Raw genomic sequence first — 15,323 nt, forward strand, 5'->3', positions numbered from 1 at the left:
GTCACCGGCGGGCTGCGACCCTCATCGAAGCCGCTGGAAATGCTTGATCAGCCTGCGGGGCACCAGCTTCCGCTCCCCATCGACGACGATCGGGACCAGGTCCGGCACTGCCGCCTTCCACTGCGCCCGCCTCGACCGGGTGTTGCTGCGCGAGGTCTTCCGCTTCGGCACGGCCATCAGCGCGTACCCCCGTGCTTGCCGTAGCGGCGGTGGGACTTCTCGACCTGGTGGATGCCGGGTTTCATGCGGTTTCGTCCTTCCGGTTGACGGCGTTCACGTGCCGGTCGGGTTCGTCGGGGTCTTCGCACGGGTCCTCGTGCCATTCCCCGAACGGGTCGGGGTAGGTGAGCCACGCGGCTTCGCCTGCGGCGAGTTCGGCGTCGGTCAGCAGCGCTCCGTGCAGCGCGGCTTCGATCTCCTCCGGTGCGGCCCGATCGGTGACGACCACCAGCTCCTGCGCGCGATCGCCGTACACCGGGTCCCAGCGCAGCGACGCGAGCGTGCGGCGTTCGGGGGAGACGTCGGCCCAGCCGGGACCGTCCGGTGCGGCGAGCCACTGCCCGGCGTGCCCGATGCCGAGACCGCCACCGGCCGACTCGATCCAGAACGCGACGTCCGGCTGGCTGGCGACCCACGCACGGCCGCGCGTGCGGACCACGCCTTCGAGCAGCGTGTCGATCGCCTCGTGCAGCCGCTGCGGGTGAAACGGGCGCTGCGACGTGAACCGCAGCAGTTCGATGCCGCAGTCCGGATGCAAGGGCGGGGCGCCACGCAGGAGCGCGCCGTGCAGGTCGGTGACCTCGCCGCGGCGGGCGTCGGCCGGAACTGCCGCGAACAGCTCGGTGACCGAGGTGCGCGCCAGCTCCACGCGGGGTACCGACGGCGCGACCCGGTCCAGCACGGCCGAGGATTTCGCCGCCCGCCAAGCATCCGGCGCGGACCCGGCGAGCACCAGCACATCGGCCGATTCCACTTGCGACAGTGCGACTTGCGCGACGGTGCGCTCGTCCTCCGGGCTGCCCTGCAGGCCGCGTTCGGCGAGCAGCTCGTCGCCGGTGGCGTCGGCCAGCCAGGTCGCGCAGTCGACCACGGTGAACACGGCTTCCGGCTCGACGTCGTCGATCACCGGCCGGTCGCCGACGAGGACGTTGCGGATCGCCCAGCTCACCGGCTCAGGTTCCATCGCCTCGTCGAGCCGCACGACGATGCGGTCGACCTGCGGCATCCGCGCGAGCCGGCGCAGCAGCGGCAGCAGGTCCTGGCGCAGGGTGCAGTTGACGCAGCCGTGGGTGAGTTCGAGCGGGGTCAGCTCGTCACGCTGCCGGAGGCGGACGCGGCGGCGGACGACCCCGGCACCGATGTCGCGCAGGTCGTGGTGGACGACGGCGGTGCCGGGGCTCGCGTGGAGCAGGAGCGCGGCGAGGGCGTCGTTCGGGGCCGGGGCGAGACCGCTGACGAGCACGAGCGGTACGCGCGGACGTGGGGGCACTGGATCTCCAGAAGACGGGGCGGGTACGGTGGACAGCGTAGTTGAAAACGAATGTCACTATCAACTCGGGAGGGTCCGTGTCAGCCGTGTGCCAGGTCACCGGCCGCAAGCCGGGCTACGGCAAGCAGGTCTCGCATTCACACCGCCGCACGTCGCGCCGCTGGGAGCCGAACCTGCAGTCGCGCCGCTACTTCGTGCCGAGCCTCGGCCGGACGGTGCGGCTGAAGGTGTCGGCGAAGGGCATGAAGACGATCGACAAGCGCGGGATCGACGCGGTGGTCGCAGATCTCGCGGCGAAAGGGGTGAAGTTCTAGATGGCGAAGAGCACCGACATCCGGCCGATCATCAAACTGCGGTCGACCGCGGGGACCGGCTACACGTACGTGACGAAGAAGAACCGCCGCAACGATCCCGACCGGATGGTGTTGCGCAAGTACGACCCGGTGGCGCGCAAGCACGTCGAGTTCAAGGAAGAGCGCTGATGGCGAAGAAGTCGAAGATCGCGAAGAACGAGCAGCGCAAGGTGATCGCGGCGCGGTACGTCGAGCGGCGGCGTGCGCTGAAGGCGGTGATCGCGTCGCCGTCGTCTTCGAGGGACGAGAAAGCGGACGCTGTCGTTGCGCTGCAACGGATGCCGCGCGACGCGAGCGCGACGCGCATCCGCAACCGTGACGCTGCCGACGGGCGTCCACGGGGATACCTGCGGAAGTTCGGGCTGTCCCGGGTACGCATGCGGCAGATGGCGCACAACGGGGAGCTGCCAGGCGTGTCGAAGTCGAGCTGGTGATCGGGATGCCGAAACCGGACCGGACGCCGCGCCGCCGGGCGAACCCGCTGCACGCGGCGGGGATCACCGCTGTCGACTGGAAAGACGCCGACCTGCTGCGGAAGTTCATCTCCGACCGCGGCAAGATCCGGGCCCGCCGCGTCACGGGATTGACGCCACAGCAGCAGAAACAGGTCGCGACGGCCATCAAGAACGCCCGCGAGATGGCGCTGCTGCCGTACCCGTCGGCGGCGCGCGGCTGAAACCGGGTGCGCCGGGCGGGTGAGCGATCCCAGTGCGACCACCTCCGGCCCGGGCGGGACCATGCCATCCTGACCGCCCGGCGCCGGGCTGCCATTCGCGGCGAAGGGCCGGTCTTCCGGGTGGCATGACCCACGCTGCGCGCGCTCCGAGGTGTGTACCTCCTAAACTCCGCGCATGGACGACCCGCACTACCTCTCCGGACTCCAGCTCACCGGCCGCCGCGTGGTGGTGGTCGGCGGTGGCATGGTCGCGCAACGGCGGCTGCCGCGGCTGCTGCGCGCGGGCGCGCGGGTGGAGGTGGTCTCGCCGCACACCACGCCGTCGGTGCAGGGGATGGCCGACGCGGGGGAGCTGGTCTGGCACGAGCGCCGGTACACCGGCGGTGACCTCGCCGGCGCCTGGTACGCGCTCGCCTGCACCAACGATCCCGAGGTGAACGCCGCCGTCTGTGCGGAAGGCGAGCGGGAGCGGGTGTTCTGCGTACGCGCCGACGAGGGCGAGTCCGGGTCCGCCGTGACTCCGGCGACCGGACGGCACGGCGGGCTCCTGGTCGGCGTCCTGTCCGGCGGCGAGCCGCTGCGGTCGGCGGCGGTCCGCGACAGCATCCTCGACGGCCTGCACTCGGGCACCGTGGTCGACGGCCGCGTCGAGACCGAGCTGCCCGGCGTTGCGCTGGTCGGCGGGGGCCCCGGCGACCCGGACCTGATCACCGTCCGTGCCCGGCGGCTGCTTTCGCGGGCGGACGTCGTGGTGGTCGACCGGCTCGGCCCGCGCGAGCTGCTGGACGAGCTGGCGCCGGAGGTCGAGGTCATCGACGCGGCGAAGATCCCGTACGGCCGCGCGGCGAGCCAGGACGTGATCAACCGCACGCTGATCGAGAAGGCGCGCGAAGGCAAGTTCGTGGTCCGGCTGAAGGGCGGCGACCCGTACCTGTTCGGCCGCGGTTTCGAGGAAGTCCAGGCCTGCGCGGAAGCGGGCGTCCCGGTGACGATGGTGCCCGGCATCACGTCCGCGTTCGCCGTACCTGCGGTGGCGGACGTCCCGGTGACCCACCGCGGGGTGGCACACGAGGTGGTCGTCGTATCGGGGCATGTGGCCCCCGGCGACGCGCGGTCGCTGGTCGACTGGTCGCTGCTGGCCCGGATGCGCGGGACGATCGTGCTGATGATGGGCGTCGAACGGCTCCCCAAGTTCGCCGCGGCCCTGCTGGAGGGCGGCCGCCCGGGCGACACGCCGGTGGCCGTGATCGAGGACGGCACCATGCGCACGCAACGCACTCTGCGCTCGACTCTGGCAACGGTGGCGGAAGCCGCGGCGGCGGCGAACGTCCGGCCCCCGGCGGTGATCGTGTTCGGCCCGGTGGCGGGGCTGAGCCGGGATCAGGCCGGATAGCAGCGGAACGCGAAATCCCGGATGGACGCGCTCAGCCGGGTCGGGTCCAGGCGCAGCTCGACCGGGCTGCGGGCGTGCACGAACTCCGCGTTGGGCATGTCGTCGGCGAGGCTTCCGGCGTCGCCGAAGGGGTGGATCGGGTCGCCTTCGTGGCCGATGACCAGCGCGGGCGTGGCGATCTCGCGGCGGGCCGACTTCGGCGGCGCGACCCGGCCGAACAGGACGCCGTGCAGCAGCGCCGCCATCGGGGCTGGCTGCTGGCTCAGCGTGTCGGTGACGACGTCCACCCACTGGTTCCCGTGCGGCACCAGCTGCGCCGCGAGCGCCACCCCGCGCACCGTCACCGGCAGGAACCGCGCCGCGAACAGCAGCGGGGCGAACGTGAGCAGCCCGGCCACGATGGCGTTGTCCAGCACCGGCATTTCCACCACCAGGCCGCGTGCCCGCGACGGCGCGGCGACCGCAACCTCCAGCGCCACGTTCGCGCCCAGCGAGGTGCCGCCCACCACCGCGTCCGGGACCTCCAGGTGGTCCAGCAGCGCGACGGCCTGCTCGCCGAACGCGGGCATGGAATACCGCCAGGACTGGGTGGGCCGGTCGGAATCGCCGTGGCCGAGCAGGTCGAGGGTCACCACGCGGAAGCCCGCGCGGGCGAGGCGGCGGGCCAGCGGCGCGTGCATCCGGCGGGTGAACATGATGCCGTGCATGAGCACCACGACGCGGTCGCCGCTGCCGAACTCGGTGTAGCACAGCCGCTGGCCGTCGTGCCGGAACGAGCCGGACAGCTCGATCGGCCGGGCTTTGCGCGGCGCGGCGGGTTCCGCGGACGGGGCGTCGGCGACGGCTGCGGCAGCCTGGTCCATCGGGCACCTCCCTCTTCCACCGGTGGATCTCCAGGAAAGCATCCCGCAGCCGCGTTGGCACGGCGTCAACCGGATGAGTCAAGATGACCGGCATGACCGAACCTGTAGCCGCCCTGCCCGACCTGGTGTCCCTGCGCGTCGACCTCGACGGCCCGGTCGCCGAGATCACCCTGCTCGGCCCGAGCAAGGGCAACGCGATGGGCCCGGACTTCTGGCGTGAGCTGCCGCTGGTGTTCGCCGCACTGGATGCCGACCCGCGGGTCCGCGCCGTCGTCCTCACCGGCAGCGGCAAGCATTTCTCCTACGGCCTCGACCTGCCCGCCATGATGGGCAGCTGGGCGCCGCTGCTCGCCGGTGACGCGCTGGCCGGGCCGCGCACCGAGTTCCACGGCGAGATCCGGCGGCTGCAGGAGGCGGTGAGCTCGGTGGCGGAATGCCGCAAACCGGTCATCGCCGCGGTGTCCGGCTGGTGCATCGGCGGGGGCGTGGACGTGATCACCGCCGCCGACATCCGCCTGGCCAGCGCGGACGCCAAGTTCAGCGTGCGCGAGGTGAAGGTCGCGATCGTCGCCGACCTCGGCAGCCTCCAGCGGCTCGCGCCGATCATCGGCGAGGGCCACGTCCGCGAGCTGGCGCTGACCGGCAAGGACGTCGACGCCGCCCGCGCGGAGCGGATCGGCCTGGTCAACGACGTGTACCCGGACCAGGAGACCCTGCTTGCCAAGGCCCGCGAGCTGGCCGCCGAGATCGCCGCGAACCCGCCGCTGGTCGTGCAGGGCACCAAGCAGGTGCTCGCCACCAACTCCGAACGCCAGGTCGCGGAGGGGCTGCGGTACGTCGCCGCGTGGAACTCCGCGTTCCTGCCGAGCAAGGATCTGCAGGAGGCGGTGCAGGCCTTCCTCGAGCGACGAGCGCCGGAGTTCAAGGGCGAGTAGAACGGGCACGTACGGCGAGCACGAGGAGTACGACGTGAGCACTGCTGCCTTCCGCGCGGCGCGCGACTACCTGCTGACCCACCGCGAGGACTACGACACCGCGTACCGCGACTTCGCCTGGCCGCAGCTCGCGGAGTTCAACTGGGCGCTGGACTGGTTCGACGCCATCGCGCGCGACCCGGCGAACGCGCAGCGGTACGCGCTGTGGATCGTCGAGGAGGACGGCACCGAGAACCGCTGGACGTTCCCGGAGATGGCGGCGCGCTCGAACCAGGTCGCGAACTGGCTGCGCGGGCTCGGCGTCGCGCGCGGCGACCGGGTGATCGTCATGCTCGGCAACCAGGGTGAGCTGTGGGAGACGATCCTCGCGGCGATGAAGCTCGGCGCCGTCGTGATCCCGGCGTCGACCCTGCTCGGTCCGGCCGACCTCGTCGACCGCGTGGAGCGCGGCAACGCCAAGCACGTCGTGGTCCGTGACGTCGACACGGAGAAGTTCGCGGACGTCGCGGGCGGCTACACGCGGATTGCCGTGGGGGAGCCGGTTTCCGGTTGGCACGCCTTCGAAACGGCGTACACCGAGCCGGGCGAGTTCACCCCCGACGGCGTCACCCGCGCCGAGGACCCGCTGCTGCTGTACTTCACCTCGGGTACCACCGCGAAGCCGAAACTGGTGCAGCACACGCACGTGTCGTACCCGGTCGGTCATCTGTCCACAATGTACTGGATCGGGCTCGAGCCGGGGGATGTCCACCTGAACATCTCGTCGCCGGGCTGGGCCAAGCATGCGTGGAGCAACTTCTTCGCGCCGTGGAACGGCGAGGCGACGGTGTTCCTGTACAACTACTCGCGGTTCGACCCGCTCGCTCTGATGGCGCAGATGGATCGGTGCGGGGTCACGAGTTTCTGCGCGCCGCCGACCGTGTGGCGGATGCTGATCCAGGCCGACCTGAGCGCGTTGCGGACACCGCCGAAGAAGGTCGTCGGTGCGGGCGAACCGCTCAATCCCGAGGTGATCGAGCAGGTCGAGAAGGCTTGGGGCGTCACGATTCGCGACGGTTTCGGGCAGACCGAGACCAGCGTGCAGGTCGCGAACACGCCGGGGCAGGACGTGGTCGCAGGTTCGATGGGACGGCCGCTGCCCGGGTTCGCCGTCGCGCTGGTCGACCCGGTCACCGGCGAACGCGCGACCGAGGGCGAGATCTGCCTCGACCTGGCGCACCGGCCGGTCGGCCTGATGGCGGGCTACGCGGACGACGACGAGCGCACGTCGGCCGCGTTCGCCGGCGGGTACTACCACACCGGCGATGTCGGGTCGGTCGACGAGCGTGGGTACCTCACGTACGTCGGGCGTACGGACGACGTGTTCAAGGCGTCGGACTACCGGATCTCGCCGTTCGAGCTGGAAAGCGTGCTGCTGGAACACGAAGCCGTCGCCGAGGCGGCTGTGGTGCCCGCGCCGGACCCGATCCGGCTGGCCGTGCCGAAGGCGTACGTGGTGCTGGCCGCCGGGTACGAGCCGGACGCCGACACCGCGCGGGCGATTCTCGCGTACGCGCGGGAACATCTCGCGCCGTACAAGCGGATCCGGCGGCTGCAGTTCGGGGACCTGCCGAAGACCATCTCGGGCAAGATCCGCCGGGTCGAGCTGCGTGGCCGCGAGCGCGAGGGGGACCGTCCCGCCGGTGAATTCCGCGAGGACGACTTCTGAGTCACTCGGCAGGCACCACCGCCGCCAGCACGGTCTGCTCGCCCTTGCTGCAGGTGGTGCCGCCCTGCGCGGCGGGCGGACCGGAGACGCACAGCCAGCCGTCGACCGTCGCGTTGGCCGGATTGTTCGACCCCGCGGCCTGCCGTCCGGCGATTGCCTCGTGGAACTTCTTGACCAGCGACAGGGCGTCTGCACACGGGACGGTCTTGTTGTCGTAGACGTACAGCGTGAGGCCGCTCGCCGCGCTGACCGTGCCGCAGGTACCCGGCGTGGCCGGTGCAGCGGGTGGCGGCGCGCTCTTGCTTCCGCCGGGCGGGGCAGGTTGCGCGGCTGCGGTGGTCTTGGACGTCTCGGTCTGCGGCAGCGGCGGGGGAGCGTGGGTAGTCGGCGACGGCCCGGCGGTCGCGGAGGGTGCCGGGGATGCCGCCGACGGGGGAACCGGATCCCCCGAACAGGCGGCAAGCGCAGGCAGGAGCAACACGGCCGCGCAGAGCGGCCCGCACACGGACTTCGAGGAGGGCACCGGGGTCCTTTCGCCGGGGTCGCCCGTCATTCTGGCCCCGGCCGCCCCCGCTGAGCGGCACCGACACTCCGCCGAGCCGCCCGGAGTGTCTATTGTGGACGATCGATTCCCCGTTCCGGACCGGTAAATCCGCTTGTGTGGTCCCGGTTCCGCGATCATCGATCGGAGGAATCCGGTCCGCGGTCGTTAACGCGGGAGGCCCGGGCGCCGAAGTACCGGGTAGGACATGCGAGTGTCCCCGATCCCCGCACCCGACGCGAGAGCACGAGTCACCGAGAGCATGAGCACCGAAACCGCCCCCGAAACCGAAGACCCGACCATCCCCCCGACGGCCCCGAGCAGCGTGGTGTGGTGCTGCGGCCGCCCCTACGTCCTGGAAGCAGGCCGCGTCCGCTCCCGCTGGGTCGGCACCGACGACCGCGGCCGCCCGGAAACCCTGAGCACCACCCAGCTGCAACGCCGTGGCTGGAGCCACCGCCGGGTGGGAAGCCGCCGCCGCGCCGGATGAGAGTGTCGACGCCGGTGGGGCGTTGAGTCCTGTGCCGATGTGATCGCTGCCGGGCCGGGTGAGTTCTTGATGCCGGTGGGGCTTTTGCGGCTTTGGCCGGAGCGGGCCGCCGGGTGGAGTGAGGGTCCTGGCCCCGGTGGGGTTTGGCCGTCCTGGGCCGAGGCTGGCCGCTGCTGGGGAGGGTCCGACTGGTCGGAAGTCCGTGAAGGGAACCATCACGGAATCTGATTCCCTCATGGTTCCCTTCACGGACTTCGGTCACTTCCGCGCCGAGACCACGGTGGCCGCGTCGCATTCCGTCGCCCCGGGTTCCGGGCCCGTGCCGCTGCCGGAGCACACGCGACGGACGAGCCGCTGCTCGTCCCGCTGCCCCGTCCCATCGCCACGCCGCTGCCCGTCCCACCACCGCTGCCGCTGCTCGTCCCGCTGCCGCCCGAGCTCGCGGCACTGCCGAAGCTCACCGTCACTGCCAAAGCTCACCGTGACTGCCAGAGCCCACGCAACCGCCGGCCCGCCACTTCGGCCACGCACCACCCACTCCGGGCGAAACGCCCGCCAGCGCACACCTCCCGCGGACCTCCGCTCTAGGCTGAGCCCGTGACCACGGTCCCCGAGCCCAAGACCGAGCCGTCGCTCCTCCGGCAGGCTCTGATGATTCCCAACCTGCTCTCGCTGCTTCGGCTGGCGGGCGTGCCGGTGTTCCTCTGGCTGCTGCTCGGCCCGAAGGAGGACGGCTGGGCGCTCGCCGTGCTCGTCTTCTCCGCGCTCACCGACTGGCTCGACGGCAAGCTCGCCCGCTGGCTCGACCAGATGTCGCGGCTCGGGCAGCTGCTCGACCCCGCCGCGGACCGGCTTTACATCCTCGCCACGCTCGTCGCCTTCCTGATCCGCGGGATCATCCCGTGGTGGGTCGTCGTTCCGCTCGTGCTGCGGGAGCTGGTGCTCGCCGTCTGCGTGGTCGCGTTGCGGCGGGGCGGGTTCGCGCCCCCCGAGGTCACCTACATCGGCAAGGGCGCCACCTTCGTCCTGATGTACGCCTTCCCGTTCCTGCTGCTCACGCAGGGCGGCTCCACCGTCGCCGCGGTCGCGCGGCCCATCGCCTACGCCTTCATGGTCTGGGGCGGCGTCCTGTATGTCTGGTCCGGTGCGCTCTACGTCGTGCAGGCGGTGCGCGCCCTGCGCCGCCGGTGAGGGAAGATTGCCGCAACAGAACCGGTACCAGGAAGGGGAGGGGCGTTGACCACTCCGGAAGAACTGCGCTACACCGAGGAGCACGAGTGGGTCGCCACCCGCGAAGGCTCGCTCGTGCGGGTGGGCATCACCGAGTACGCGCAGGACCAGCTCGGCGACGTCGTGTTCGTCGACCTGCCCGAGGTGGGCAAGCAGGTCGGGGCGGGCGACGTCTTCGGCGAGGTCGAGTCCACGAAGAGCGTCTCGGAGCTGTTCGCCCCGGTGGACGGCGAGGTCGTCGCGGTCAACTCCGCGGTGGCGGACTCGCCCGAGCTCATCAACTCCGATCCCTACGGCGAAGGCTGGCTCGTCGAGATCCGGCTCGACGACTCGGCGGGCCTCGAAGCACTGCTCGAGGCCGAGGCGTACCAAGCCCTCATCCAGGGCTGAACCGGTCCCGGAACCGGCCTCGCGGCCCAAGGGGAACCCGGGGGTCCGGAGCCGTCCGGGCACGGTACGTTGACAGCTACACGTTCTTGGTCGATGACAACACCCATGCGTAGAGGAGAGCTCAGGTGAGCACGAACGACGGGCCCGGCGTTCCCCCGGAGCAGTCTCCGGAGCGGACCTCTGTCTTCCGGGCCGACTTCCTGGCCGACGTCGAAGGCCAGGAGTCCGCACCGGCCGCCGAGGCACCGGTGCAGGGCGTCGACGCCCTGCCGCCGGGTTCCGCCCTCCTGGTCGTGAAGCGCGGGCCCAACGCCGGGTCGCGCTTCCTGCTCGACCGCGACACCACGAGCGCGGGACGGCACCCCGACAGCGACATCTTCCTCGACGACGTCACGGTCTCCCGCCGCCACGCGGAATTCCGGCGCGAGGGCGGGGAGTTCGTCGTGATCGACGTCGGCAGCCTCAACGGCACCTACGTCAACCGCGAACCGGTCGACCAGGCGGTCCTCGCCGGGGGCGACGAGGTGCAGATCGGCAAGTTCCGCCTGGTCTTCCTGACCGGCCCGGGGCACGGGGGCCAGGGGGCGCAGTGACGGCGGCCGGGCAGCCCGGTCGTCAGGAGGCCCGGCGGGACGGGTTGAGCATCGGGGCGGTGCTCGCGCAGCTGCGCGCGGACTTCCCCGATGTCACGATCTCCAAGATCCGGTTCCTCGAAGCGGAAGGCCTGGTCCGGCCGGGCCGCACGCCGTCGGGGTACCGGCAGTTCGCGCCCGCGGACGTGGAACGCCTGCGATACGTGCTGTCCGCGCAACGCGACCACTATCTCCCGCTCAAGGTCATCAAGGAGCAGCTGGACGCGGCGGACGCGGGCACCACGGCGCCCGCGCCGGTTCCGGACAACCCGCGGCTGCCGCGGCGGCTCGTCCCGCTCGGTGAGCGGGACGGCGGCGGCGACCTGCCCGCGCCCGCGGATTTCGAGACCGGGCCGGACCTCCGGCTCACCCAGGAAGACCTGCTGGCACAAGCCGGAATCGACGAAACGGCGCTCGCCGAGCTGCGTCAGTACGGCCTGCTGCGGCCCGGTGCCGCGGGGTTCTTCGGCCCGGAAGCGGTGCTGATCGCCCGTACTGTCAAGGCGATGACCGAATTCGGGATCGAACCGCGGCATCTGCGGGCTTTCCGCGCCGCGGCCGACCGCGAGGTCGGCCTGCTCGAGCAGATCGTGACCCCGGTGTACCGGCATCGTGACGCCGAGGCGAAAGGGCGCGCCGACGAGGTCGTGCGGGAACTGGCCGCGCTGTCGGTCACGTTGCACACGCTGCTCGTGAAGGCCGGGATCCGCGGCGTGGGCGGAGGCTGAACCGGCAGCCCGTGGCGTGAGACGCGTTTTCCGTCACTTGTCAATGACTGAACGTCGGCGCCGCGATGCCGTACCGTGAGAGACGGTTCGCGGCGGCGCGAGCCGAGAATGTCCGCTGCGAGCGAGCACAGCGCCCGGATGACGGGTAGCGTCGGAGACAACGGTCGTGAGCCGTCACCAGCGCTGCGGCCCGTGTGCACGAGAGGGAGGCGAAGCCCGATGAGCGAGATGCGCGTCGTCGGAGTGCGGGTCGAACTGCCCGCGAATCAGCCGATCTTGTTGCTGCGGGAGACCGAGGGCGAGCGGTACCTGCCGATCTGGATCGGCTCGGTCGAGGCCACCGCGATCGCCCTGGAACAGCAAGGAGTCCGGCCCGCCCGGCCGCTCACGCACGACCTGCTGAAAGAGGTCATCGGCGCACTCGGCCGCGAGCTCGAGCAGGTCGTGATCACCGATCTCAAGGAAGGCACGTTCTTCGCGGAACTGGTCTTCGACGGCGACATCCGCGTGTCCGCGCGCCCCAGTGACTCGGTGGCGCTGGCATTGCGGATCGGCGTCCCGATCCACGCGGTCGACGCGGTCCTCGAGGAAGCCGGTCTCATCATCCCGGACGAGCAGGAGGACGAGGTCGAGAAGTTCCGCGAGTTCCTCGACTCCGTCTCCCCCGAGGATTTCCGCGGCGCCGACACCTGATCCGCTCACCCGGGTGCGGTCGCCCTGGCGAACAGGTCCGCCAGTTCCCGGCCGTAGCGGTCGAGATCCACGGCCGGATCGGCGGCATACGCGGCCGCGACCCCGTCCACGGCCTGCGCGATCGACAGCGCCACCACGTCCGGTGAAATGTCCCCGAACGCGCCCTCGTCACGGCCCTGCTTCAGCTGCCGCTGCAGGAAACCCGTGCGCAGCTGGCCCACCATGACCCCGGCCATCGCCCAGCCGTCCCGGTCATCGGCATGGGCCGCCATTTCCTGCAGCACCCGCTCGCACTGCGGATAGTCGCGCAGGAACGCCACCGACGTCTCGATGTACGCCCGCAGGTTGCCCTGGCGGTCGGCCGGGTCGATGCCCTCGCTGCGCTGCTGCAGGTACAGCGTCTTCGTTTCCGACACCGTGCTCAGCACCGCCTGCATCAGGCCGGCCTTGTTCGTGAAGTGGTACGAGATCAGCCTGGTGCTGCTGAGCCCGGCCCGCTCCTTGATCCGCGCGAAGGTCGTACGCGCGTACCCGTGGTCGGCAATCGTCGCGATGGTCGCCGAGATGATCTGCGCCCTCGTGGTGGCCTCGGTGACAGTGAGACCCAGTTCCGCTTGCGTGTCCATTCTTACTTGCATGAGTAAAAAGTAACACGGCTGAGTAAATCCGGTCAAATCCGTACGGCGAACGGGCCAAAGCCTCGACACGAGCTTGAGGTCCGCCGCGCGTCGCGTTGACCGGCTCGCGGCGCAGCCTTACCGTCAAAGGCGGTAAATCGCCACGATGTGATTCGCCGGCCCGAACGGCCGGCGCCGTCGCGGCGGTTCTCCCCGGCCGATCCCGTCCCTGGGCTCGACCGGCCTGTCGAACGCCTGCCGCGAGGTCAGGCGAGGGGAGGCTTGCGGTGGTCGAGGCTGGTAGTCCGGAGATGCCTGCCGGACGTGGCGCCGACGGCGAGCAGGGTGAGCTGTTCCCCGACGCCTCGCTGCCGGACGAACTGGTCGGCTACCGCGGCCCGGCCGCCTGCCAGATCGCCGGGATCACCTACCGGCAGCTGGACTACTGGGCGCGCACCAAGCTCGTCGCGCCGAGCATCCGCACGGCACACGGTTCGGGGTCGCAGCGGCTGTACTCGTTCAAGGACATCCTGGTCCTCAAGGTCGTGAAACGCCTGCTGGACACCGGGGTTTCACTGCAGAACATCCGCGTGGCGGTCGAGCACCTGCGGGTGCGGGGGGTGCGCGACCTCGCGAAGGTCACGCTGTTCTCCGACGGCACCACGGTGTACGAATGCACGTCGCCGGAGGAGATCGTCGACCTGCTGCAGGGCGGGCAGGGCGTGTTCGGCATCGCGGTGAGCGGGGCGATGCAGGAGATCAGCGGCACGATCCACGAGTTCCCGGCCGAACGCGCCGACGGCGGGGTCGTCGAGGCGGTCGTGCCGGACGAGCTGACCCAGCGCCGCAACGCCCGCCGCACCGGGTGATCTTGGGCTGCGCTAGTCTGGCTGCGCAGTCGACGAACCCGCGCGGGAGAGACCGAGCCGGCATCCCCGGCCCGGCGCCGAAGGAGCAAGTCCTCCCCGGAACCTCTCAGGCACCCCGGACCGCGCGGACGAGACGCCTCTGGAAAGTGCGCCGGCAGGAGACCACCAGCCGGCGCCGCCGACGGTGCAAACCCGGGTATCCACGCGGGTGAAACTCTCAGGCGCCCTGCGGGGTACGGACAGAGTGGGGAGGACCCTGCCTCGGCGGGGAACGGGTGAGGTCCAGACCTCCCGGGCGGTCTGAACCTCTCCGCGTGGCGGCGGCTATCCCGGGATCTTGTCCAGGAACCCGTGCACCTTGGTGATCCGGCCGTTCGCCAGCTCGATCACGTCGAAGCCGATCGCGACCGGCTCCGGGTCGGCCGGGGACGACAGGTACCACTGGAAGCGCGCCAGATCGTGGTGCGCGTCGGGTTCCGCGGGCAGGCTGAAGACCAGCCCGGTGAACTGGGCCTGCGCCCCCGCGATGAAGCCGTCGATGGCGTCGTACCCGGTCACCGAGCCGAGCGGATCGGTCATCGTCGCTTCGGGCGTGAACACCCCGGCCACGAGTTCGCGCCGCCGCACCGGGTCGGTTTCGTTCCACACGGCGAGGTAGCGGCGGGCGACGTCGGTGGCGGTTTCGGTGCTGGTCATCGGGATTCTCCCTCTGGATGTGAGTGCGATGCGGCCAGCCTGTCCGAAGACGCGCGGCCGGTCGATTACCCGGCAGGTAACCGCGCCGCCCCGAAGAACTCCCGGCAGAATGCCCGAAAGGTCTCCGCCCGGCGGGTCAGCCGGGCACCTTCCGCGCGGGCCAGCACGACCGGAGTCGTCGGCACCGGTTCGCGCACCGGCCGGACCGCGAACGGCTTCCCCTCCACCGACCGCTCCAGGGCCGGCCGCTGCACCGACAGCGAATAACCCAGCCCCCGCGCCACCAACGCCCGCGCGAGCTCGAAGCTCGACGTGCGGTGCGCCACCGTCATCGGCAGGCCCACGGCGGCGAATACGTCGCGGAAATAGCGATCCGACGGCGGCACGTCCAGAAGGACGAACGGCTCGTCCGCCAAGGCGCGCAACGAAACCGTCTTCCGGCGGGCCAGCCGGTGCTCCGGCGGGAGGAGCACGCTCGGCGGCTGGTCGTACAGCGTGTCCACGGCGATCCCCGGCATCAGATCCTGCCGGTACAGCACGGCGAGGTCGCAGCGGCCTTCCCGCAGGAGGTGCTGCAGATCGGGCAGAGTCCCTTCCACGAAGCCGACTTCGACCTCCGGATGCCGGGTACGGAAGGTCGCCAGCGCGGCCGGAACGTGCAACGGCGCGAGGGGGGTGTAACAGCCGAAACACAAGCGCCCCGCCAAATCCTGCCCTGATTCGCGCGCAGTCGTACCCAGCTCGGACACCGCGGTGAGCACCGCACGAGCCTCGCCGACGACCTGTCGTCCGGCGTCGGTAAGGGCCGTCATCCGGCCCGGGCCGCGCAGGACCAGCTGCACGCCGACCGCCCGCTCCAGCTCCGCAACCGCCAGCGACACCGCCGATTGCGACACATGACAGCTCTGCGCCGCCGAGGTGAGGCCACCGGTGTCGGCGATGGCGACCAGGTACTCCAGCTGGCGTAGGGAGAGGGACATCAGCACAGCTTATGTCCTTCACGAGAAATGCGAACTGGAC

Annotated in this window: 22 protein-coding genes and 1 riboswitch; of the genes, 14 read left to right on the forward strand and 8 right to left on the reverse strand. The window is 70.9% G+C overall.

Annotated features, from left to right (window positions below):
* Positions 1-21: 21 nt before the first annotated feature.
* The gene (rpmF, locus tag OO71_RS01910) at positions 22-177 is read right to left on the reverse strand and encodes a 50S ribosomal protein L32 (protein ID WP_033287842.1); all 156 of its coding nucleotides are present in this window, start codon (positions 175-177) and stop codon (positions 22-24) included.
* A 64-nt stretch (positions 178-241) separates the two neighbouring features.
* The gene (gene mrf, locus OO71_RS01915; protein WP_033287843.1) at positions 242-1,489 is read right to left on the reverse strand and encodes a ribosome hibernation factor-recruiting GTPase MRF; all 1,248 of its coding nucleotides are present in this window, start codon (positions 1,487-1,489) and stop codon (positions 242-244) included.
* Between the two features lie 77 nt (positions 1,490-1,566).
* Here mrf and rpmB point away from each other — a divergent pair, with 77 nt between their 5' ends.
* The 5 genes from rpmB to cobA all read left to right on the forward strand — a co-directional run bounded on the left by rpmB (position 1,567) and on the right by cobA (position 3,911).
* On the forward strand, positions 1,567-1,803 hold the full coding sequence (gene rpmB, locus OO71_RS01920) for a 50S ribosomal protein L28 (RefSeq protein ID WP_033287844.1): 237 nt from the start codon (positions 1,567-1,569) through the stop codon (positions 1,801-1,803).
* Entirely contained in the window at positions 1,804-1,971 is a 168-nt protein-coding gene (rpmG, locus tag OO71_RS01925) for a 50S ribosomal protein L33 (protein WP_005149953.1), read from the forward strand. It abuts the gene before it with no gap.
* The gene (gene rpsN, locus OO71_RS01930) at positions 1,971-2,276 is read left to right on the forward strand and encodes a 30S ribosomal protein S14 (RefSeq protein ID WP_033287845.1); all 306 of its coding nucleotides are present in this window, start codon (positions 1,971-1,973) and stop codon (positions 2,274-2,276) included. The genes rpmG and rpsN overlap by 1 nt, the downstream gene beginning before the upstream one ends.
* Positions 2,277-2,281: 5 nt before the next feature.
* On the forward strand, positions 2,282-2,518 hold the full coding sequence (gene rpsR, locus OO71_RS01935) for a 30S ribosomal protein S18 (RefSeq protein WP_033288027.1): 237 nt from the start codon (positions 2,282-2,284) through the stop codon (positions 2,516-2,518).
* A gap of 175 nt (positions 2,519-2,693) precedes the next feature.
* Entirely contained in the window at positions 2,694-3,911 is a 1,218-nt protein-coding gene (gene cobA, locus OO71_RS01940) for a uroporphyrinogen-III C-methyltransferase (protein ID WP_033287846.1), read from the forward strand.
* Here the strand turns inward: cobA and OO71_RS01945 are convergent.
* Positions 3,899-4,774 (reverse strand): alpha/beta fold hydrolase, encoded by an 876-nt coding sequence (locus OO71_RS01945; protein ID WP_033287847.1) that lies wholly within the window; start codon positions 4,772-4,774, stop codon positions 3,899-3,901. The genes cobA and OO71_RS01945 overlap by 13 nt on opposite strands.
* Positions 4,775-4,857: 83 nt before the next feature.
* Here OO71_RS01945 and OO71_RS01950 point away from each other — a divergent pair, with 83 nt between their 5' ends.
* Entirely contained in the window at positions 4,858-5,709 is an 852-nt protein-coding gene (locus OO71_RS01950; protein ID WP_211260420.1) for a crotonase/enoyl-CoA hydratase family protein, read from the forward strand.
* A 34-nt stretch (positions 5,710-5,743) separates the two neighbouring features.
* Positions 5,744-7,417 carry an AMP-binding protein gene (locus OO71_RS01955; RefSeq protein WP_033287848.1) on the forward strand — a complete coding sequence of 558 codons (1,674 nt, stop codon included), beginning with the start codon at positions 5,744-5,746 and terminating at the stop codon, positions 7,415-7,417.
* A gap of 1 nt (position 7,418) precedes the next feature.
* Here OO71_RS01955 and OO71_RS51460 read toward each other — a convergent pair whose 3' ends face one another.
* Entirely contained in the window at positions 7,419-7,940 is a 522-nt protein-coding gene (locus OO71_RS51460) for a hypothetical protein (RefSeq protein WP_211260421.1), read from the reverse strand.
* Between the two features lie 280 nt (positions 7,941-8,220).
* Here OO71_RS51460 and OO71_RS01965 point away from each other — a divergent pair, with 280 nt between their 5' ends.
* Positions 8,221-8,448 carry a hypothetical protein gene (locus OO71_RS01965; protein ID WP_033287849.1) on the forward strand — a complete coding sequence of 76 codons (228 nt, stop codon included), beginning with the start codon at positions 8,221-8,223 and terminating at the stop codon, positions 8,446-8,448.
* Between the two features lie 258 nt (positions 8,449-8,706).
* Here the strand turns inward: OO71_RS01965 and OO71_RS01970 are convergent, their stop codons facing one another.
* Complete coding sequence (locus tag OO71_RS01970; protein ID WP_033287850.1) at positions 8,707-8,928, reverse strand: hypothetical protein; 222 nt, start codon at positions 8,926-8,928, stop codon at positions 8,707-8,709.
* Between the two features lie 171 nt (positions 8,929-9,099).
* On the opposite strand from OO71_RS01970, the gene clsA reads away from it, so the two are divergent.
* The 5 genes from clsA (at position 9,100) to OO71_RS01995 (ending at position 12,121) form a co-directional block, all read left to right on the forward strand.
* Complete coding sequence (gene clsA / locus OO71_RS01975) at positions 9,100-9,639, forward strand: cardiolipin synthase ClsA (RefSeq protein WP_245633549.1); 540 nt, start codon at positions 9,100-9,102, stop codon at positions 9,637-9,639.
* 45 nt (positions 9,640-9,684) lie between these two features.
* Entirely contained in the window at positions 9,685-10,068 is a 384-nt protein-coding gene (gcvH, locus tag OO71_RS01980) for a glycine cleavage system protein GcvH (protein ID WP_033287852.1), read from the forward strand.
* Between the two features lie 125 nt (positions 10,069-10,193).
* On the forward strand, positions 10,194-10,661 hold the full coding sequence (garA, locus tag OO71_RS01985; RefSeq protein WP_033287853.1) for a glycogen accumulation regulator GarA: 468 nt from the start codon (positions 10,194-10,196) through the stop codon (positions 10,659-10,661).
* Positions 10,658-11,428 (forward strand): transcriptional regulator FtsR, encoded by a 771-nt coding sequence (gene ftsR, locus OO71_RS01990; protein WP_033287854.1) that lies wholly within the window; start codon positions 10,658-10,660, stop codon positions 11,426-11,428. The genes garA and ftsR overlap by 4 nt, the downstream gene beginning before the upstream one ends.
* 219 nt (positions 11,429-11,647) lie before the next feature.
* Positions 11,648-12,121, forward strand: a complete 474-nt coding sequence (locus OO71_RS01995; RefSeq protein WP_009078856.1) for a bifunctional nuclease family protein — start codon at positions 11,648-11,650, stop codon at positions 12,119-12,121.
* 5 nt (positions 12,122-12,126) lie between these two features.
* On the opposite strand, the gene OO71_RS02000 is transcribed toward OO71_RS01995, so the two are convergent.
* Positions 12,127-12,759 carry a TetR/AcrR family transcriptional regulator gene (locus tag OO71_RS02000; RefSeq protein ID WP_033287855.1) on the reverse strand — a complete coding sequence of 211 codons (633 nt, stop codon included), beginning with the start codon at positions 12,757-12,759 and terminating at the stop codon, positions 12,127-12,129.
* A gap of 290 nt (positions 12,760-13,049) precedes the next feature.
* On the opposite strand from OO71_RS02000, the gene OO71_RS02005 reads away from it, so the two are divergent.
* Complete coding sequence (locus OO71_RS02005; protein ID WP_156096121.1) at positions 13,050-13,607, forward strand: MerR family transcriptional regulator; 558 nt, start codon at positions 13,050-13,052, stop codon at positions 13,605-13,607.
* A 33-nt stretch (positions 13,608-13,640) separates the two neighbouring features.
* Positions 13,641-13,740: riboswitch (glycine riboswitch) on the forward strand.
* Between the two features lie 191 nt (positions 13,741-13,931).
* Here the strand turns inward: OO71_RS02005 and OO71_RS02010 are convergent.
* Positions 13,932-14,303 (reverse strand): nuclear transport factor 2 family protein, encoded by a 372-nt coding sequence (locus OO71_RS02010; protein ID WP_033287857.1) that lies wholly within the window; start codon positions 14,301-14,303, stop codon positions 13,932-13,934.
* 65 nt (positions 14,304-14,368) lie between these two features.
* A complete protein-coding gene (locus tag OO71_RS02015; protein ID WP_033288030.1) occupies positions 14,369-15,283 on the reverse strand; it encodes a LysR family transcriptional regulator in 915 nt (304 codons plus the stop codon).
* Positions 15,284-15,323 lie beyond the last annotated feature (40 nt).

The organism is Amycolatopsis jejuensis (assembly GCF_000717335.1).
GTDB lineage: Bacteria > Actinomycetota > Actinomycetes > Mycobacteriales > Pseudonocardiaceae > Amycolatopsis > Amycolatopsis jejuensis.

Bases quoted from the DNA above. Each gene is read 5' to 3' on its own strand.
- rpsR (WP_033288027.1), top strand. From the start codon at position 2,282: ATGCCGAAACCGGACCGGACGCCGCGCCGCCGGGCGAACCCGCTGCAC.
- OO71_RS01965 (WP_033287849.1), top strand. From the start codon at position 8,221: ATGAGCACCGAAACCGCCCCCGAAACCGAAGACCCGACCATCCCCCCG.
- rpmF (WP_033287842.1), bottom strand. From the start codon at position 177: ATGGCCGTGCCGAAGCGGAAGACCTCGCGCAGCAACACCCGGTCGAGG.
- OO71_RS02005 (WP_156096121.1), top strand. From the start codon at position 13,050: ATGCCTGCCGGACGTGGCGCCGACGGCGAGCAGGGTGAGCTGTTCCCC.
- OO71_RS02010 (WP_033287857.1), bottom strand. From the start codon at position 14,303: ATGACCAGCACCGAAACCGCCACCGACGTCGCCCGCCGCTACCTCGCC.
- OO71_RS02015 (WP_033288030.1), bottom strand. From the start codon at position 15,283: ATGTCCCTCTCCCTACGCCAGCTGGAGTACCTGGTCGCCATCGCCGAC.
- OO71_RS02000 (WP_033287855.1), bottom strand. From the start codon at position 12,759: ATGCAAGTAAGAATGGACACGCAAGCGGAACTGGGTCTCACTGTCACC.
- OO71_RS01945 (WP_033287847.1), bottom strand. From the start codon at position 4,774: ATGGACCAGGCTGCCGCAGCCGTCGCCGACGCCCCGTCCGCGGAACCC.
- OO71_RS01995 (WP_009078856.1), top strand. From the start codon at position 11,648: ATGAGCGAGATGCGCGTCGTCGGAGTGCGGGTCGAACTGCCCGCGAAT.
- rpsN (WP_033287845.1), top strand. From the start codon at position 1,971: ATGGCGAAGAAGTCGAAGATCGCGAAGAACGAGCAGCGCAAGGTGATC.
- clsA (WP_245633549.1), top strand. From the start codon at position 9,100: ATGATTCCCAACCTGCTCTCGCTGCTTCGGCTGGCGGGCGTGCCGGTG.
- rpmG (WP_005149953.1), top strand. From the start codon at position 1,804: ATGGCGAAGAGCACCGACATCCGGCCGATCATCAAACTGCGGTCGACC.
- OO71_RS01950 (WP_211260420.1), top strand. From the start codon at position 4,858: ATGACCGGCATGACCGAACCTGTAGCCGCCCTGCCCGACCTGGTGTCC.
- cobA (WP_033287846.1), top strand. From the start codon at position 2,694: ATGGACGACCCGCACTACCTCTCCGGACTCCAGCTCACCGGCCGCCGC.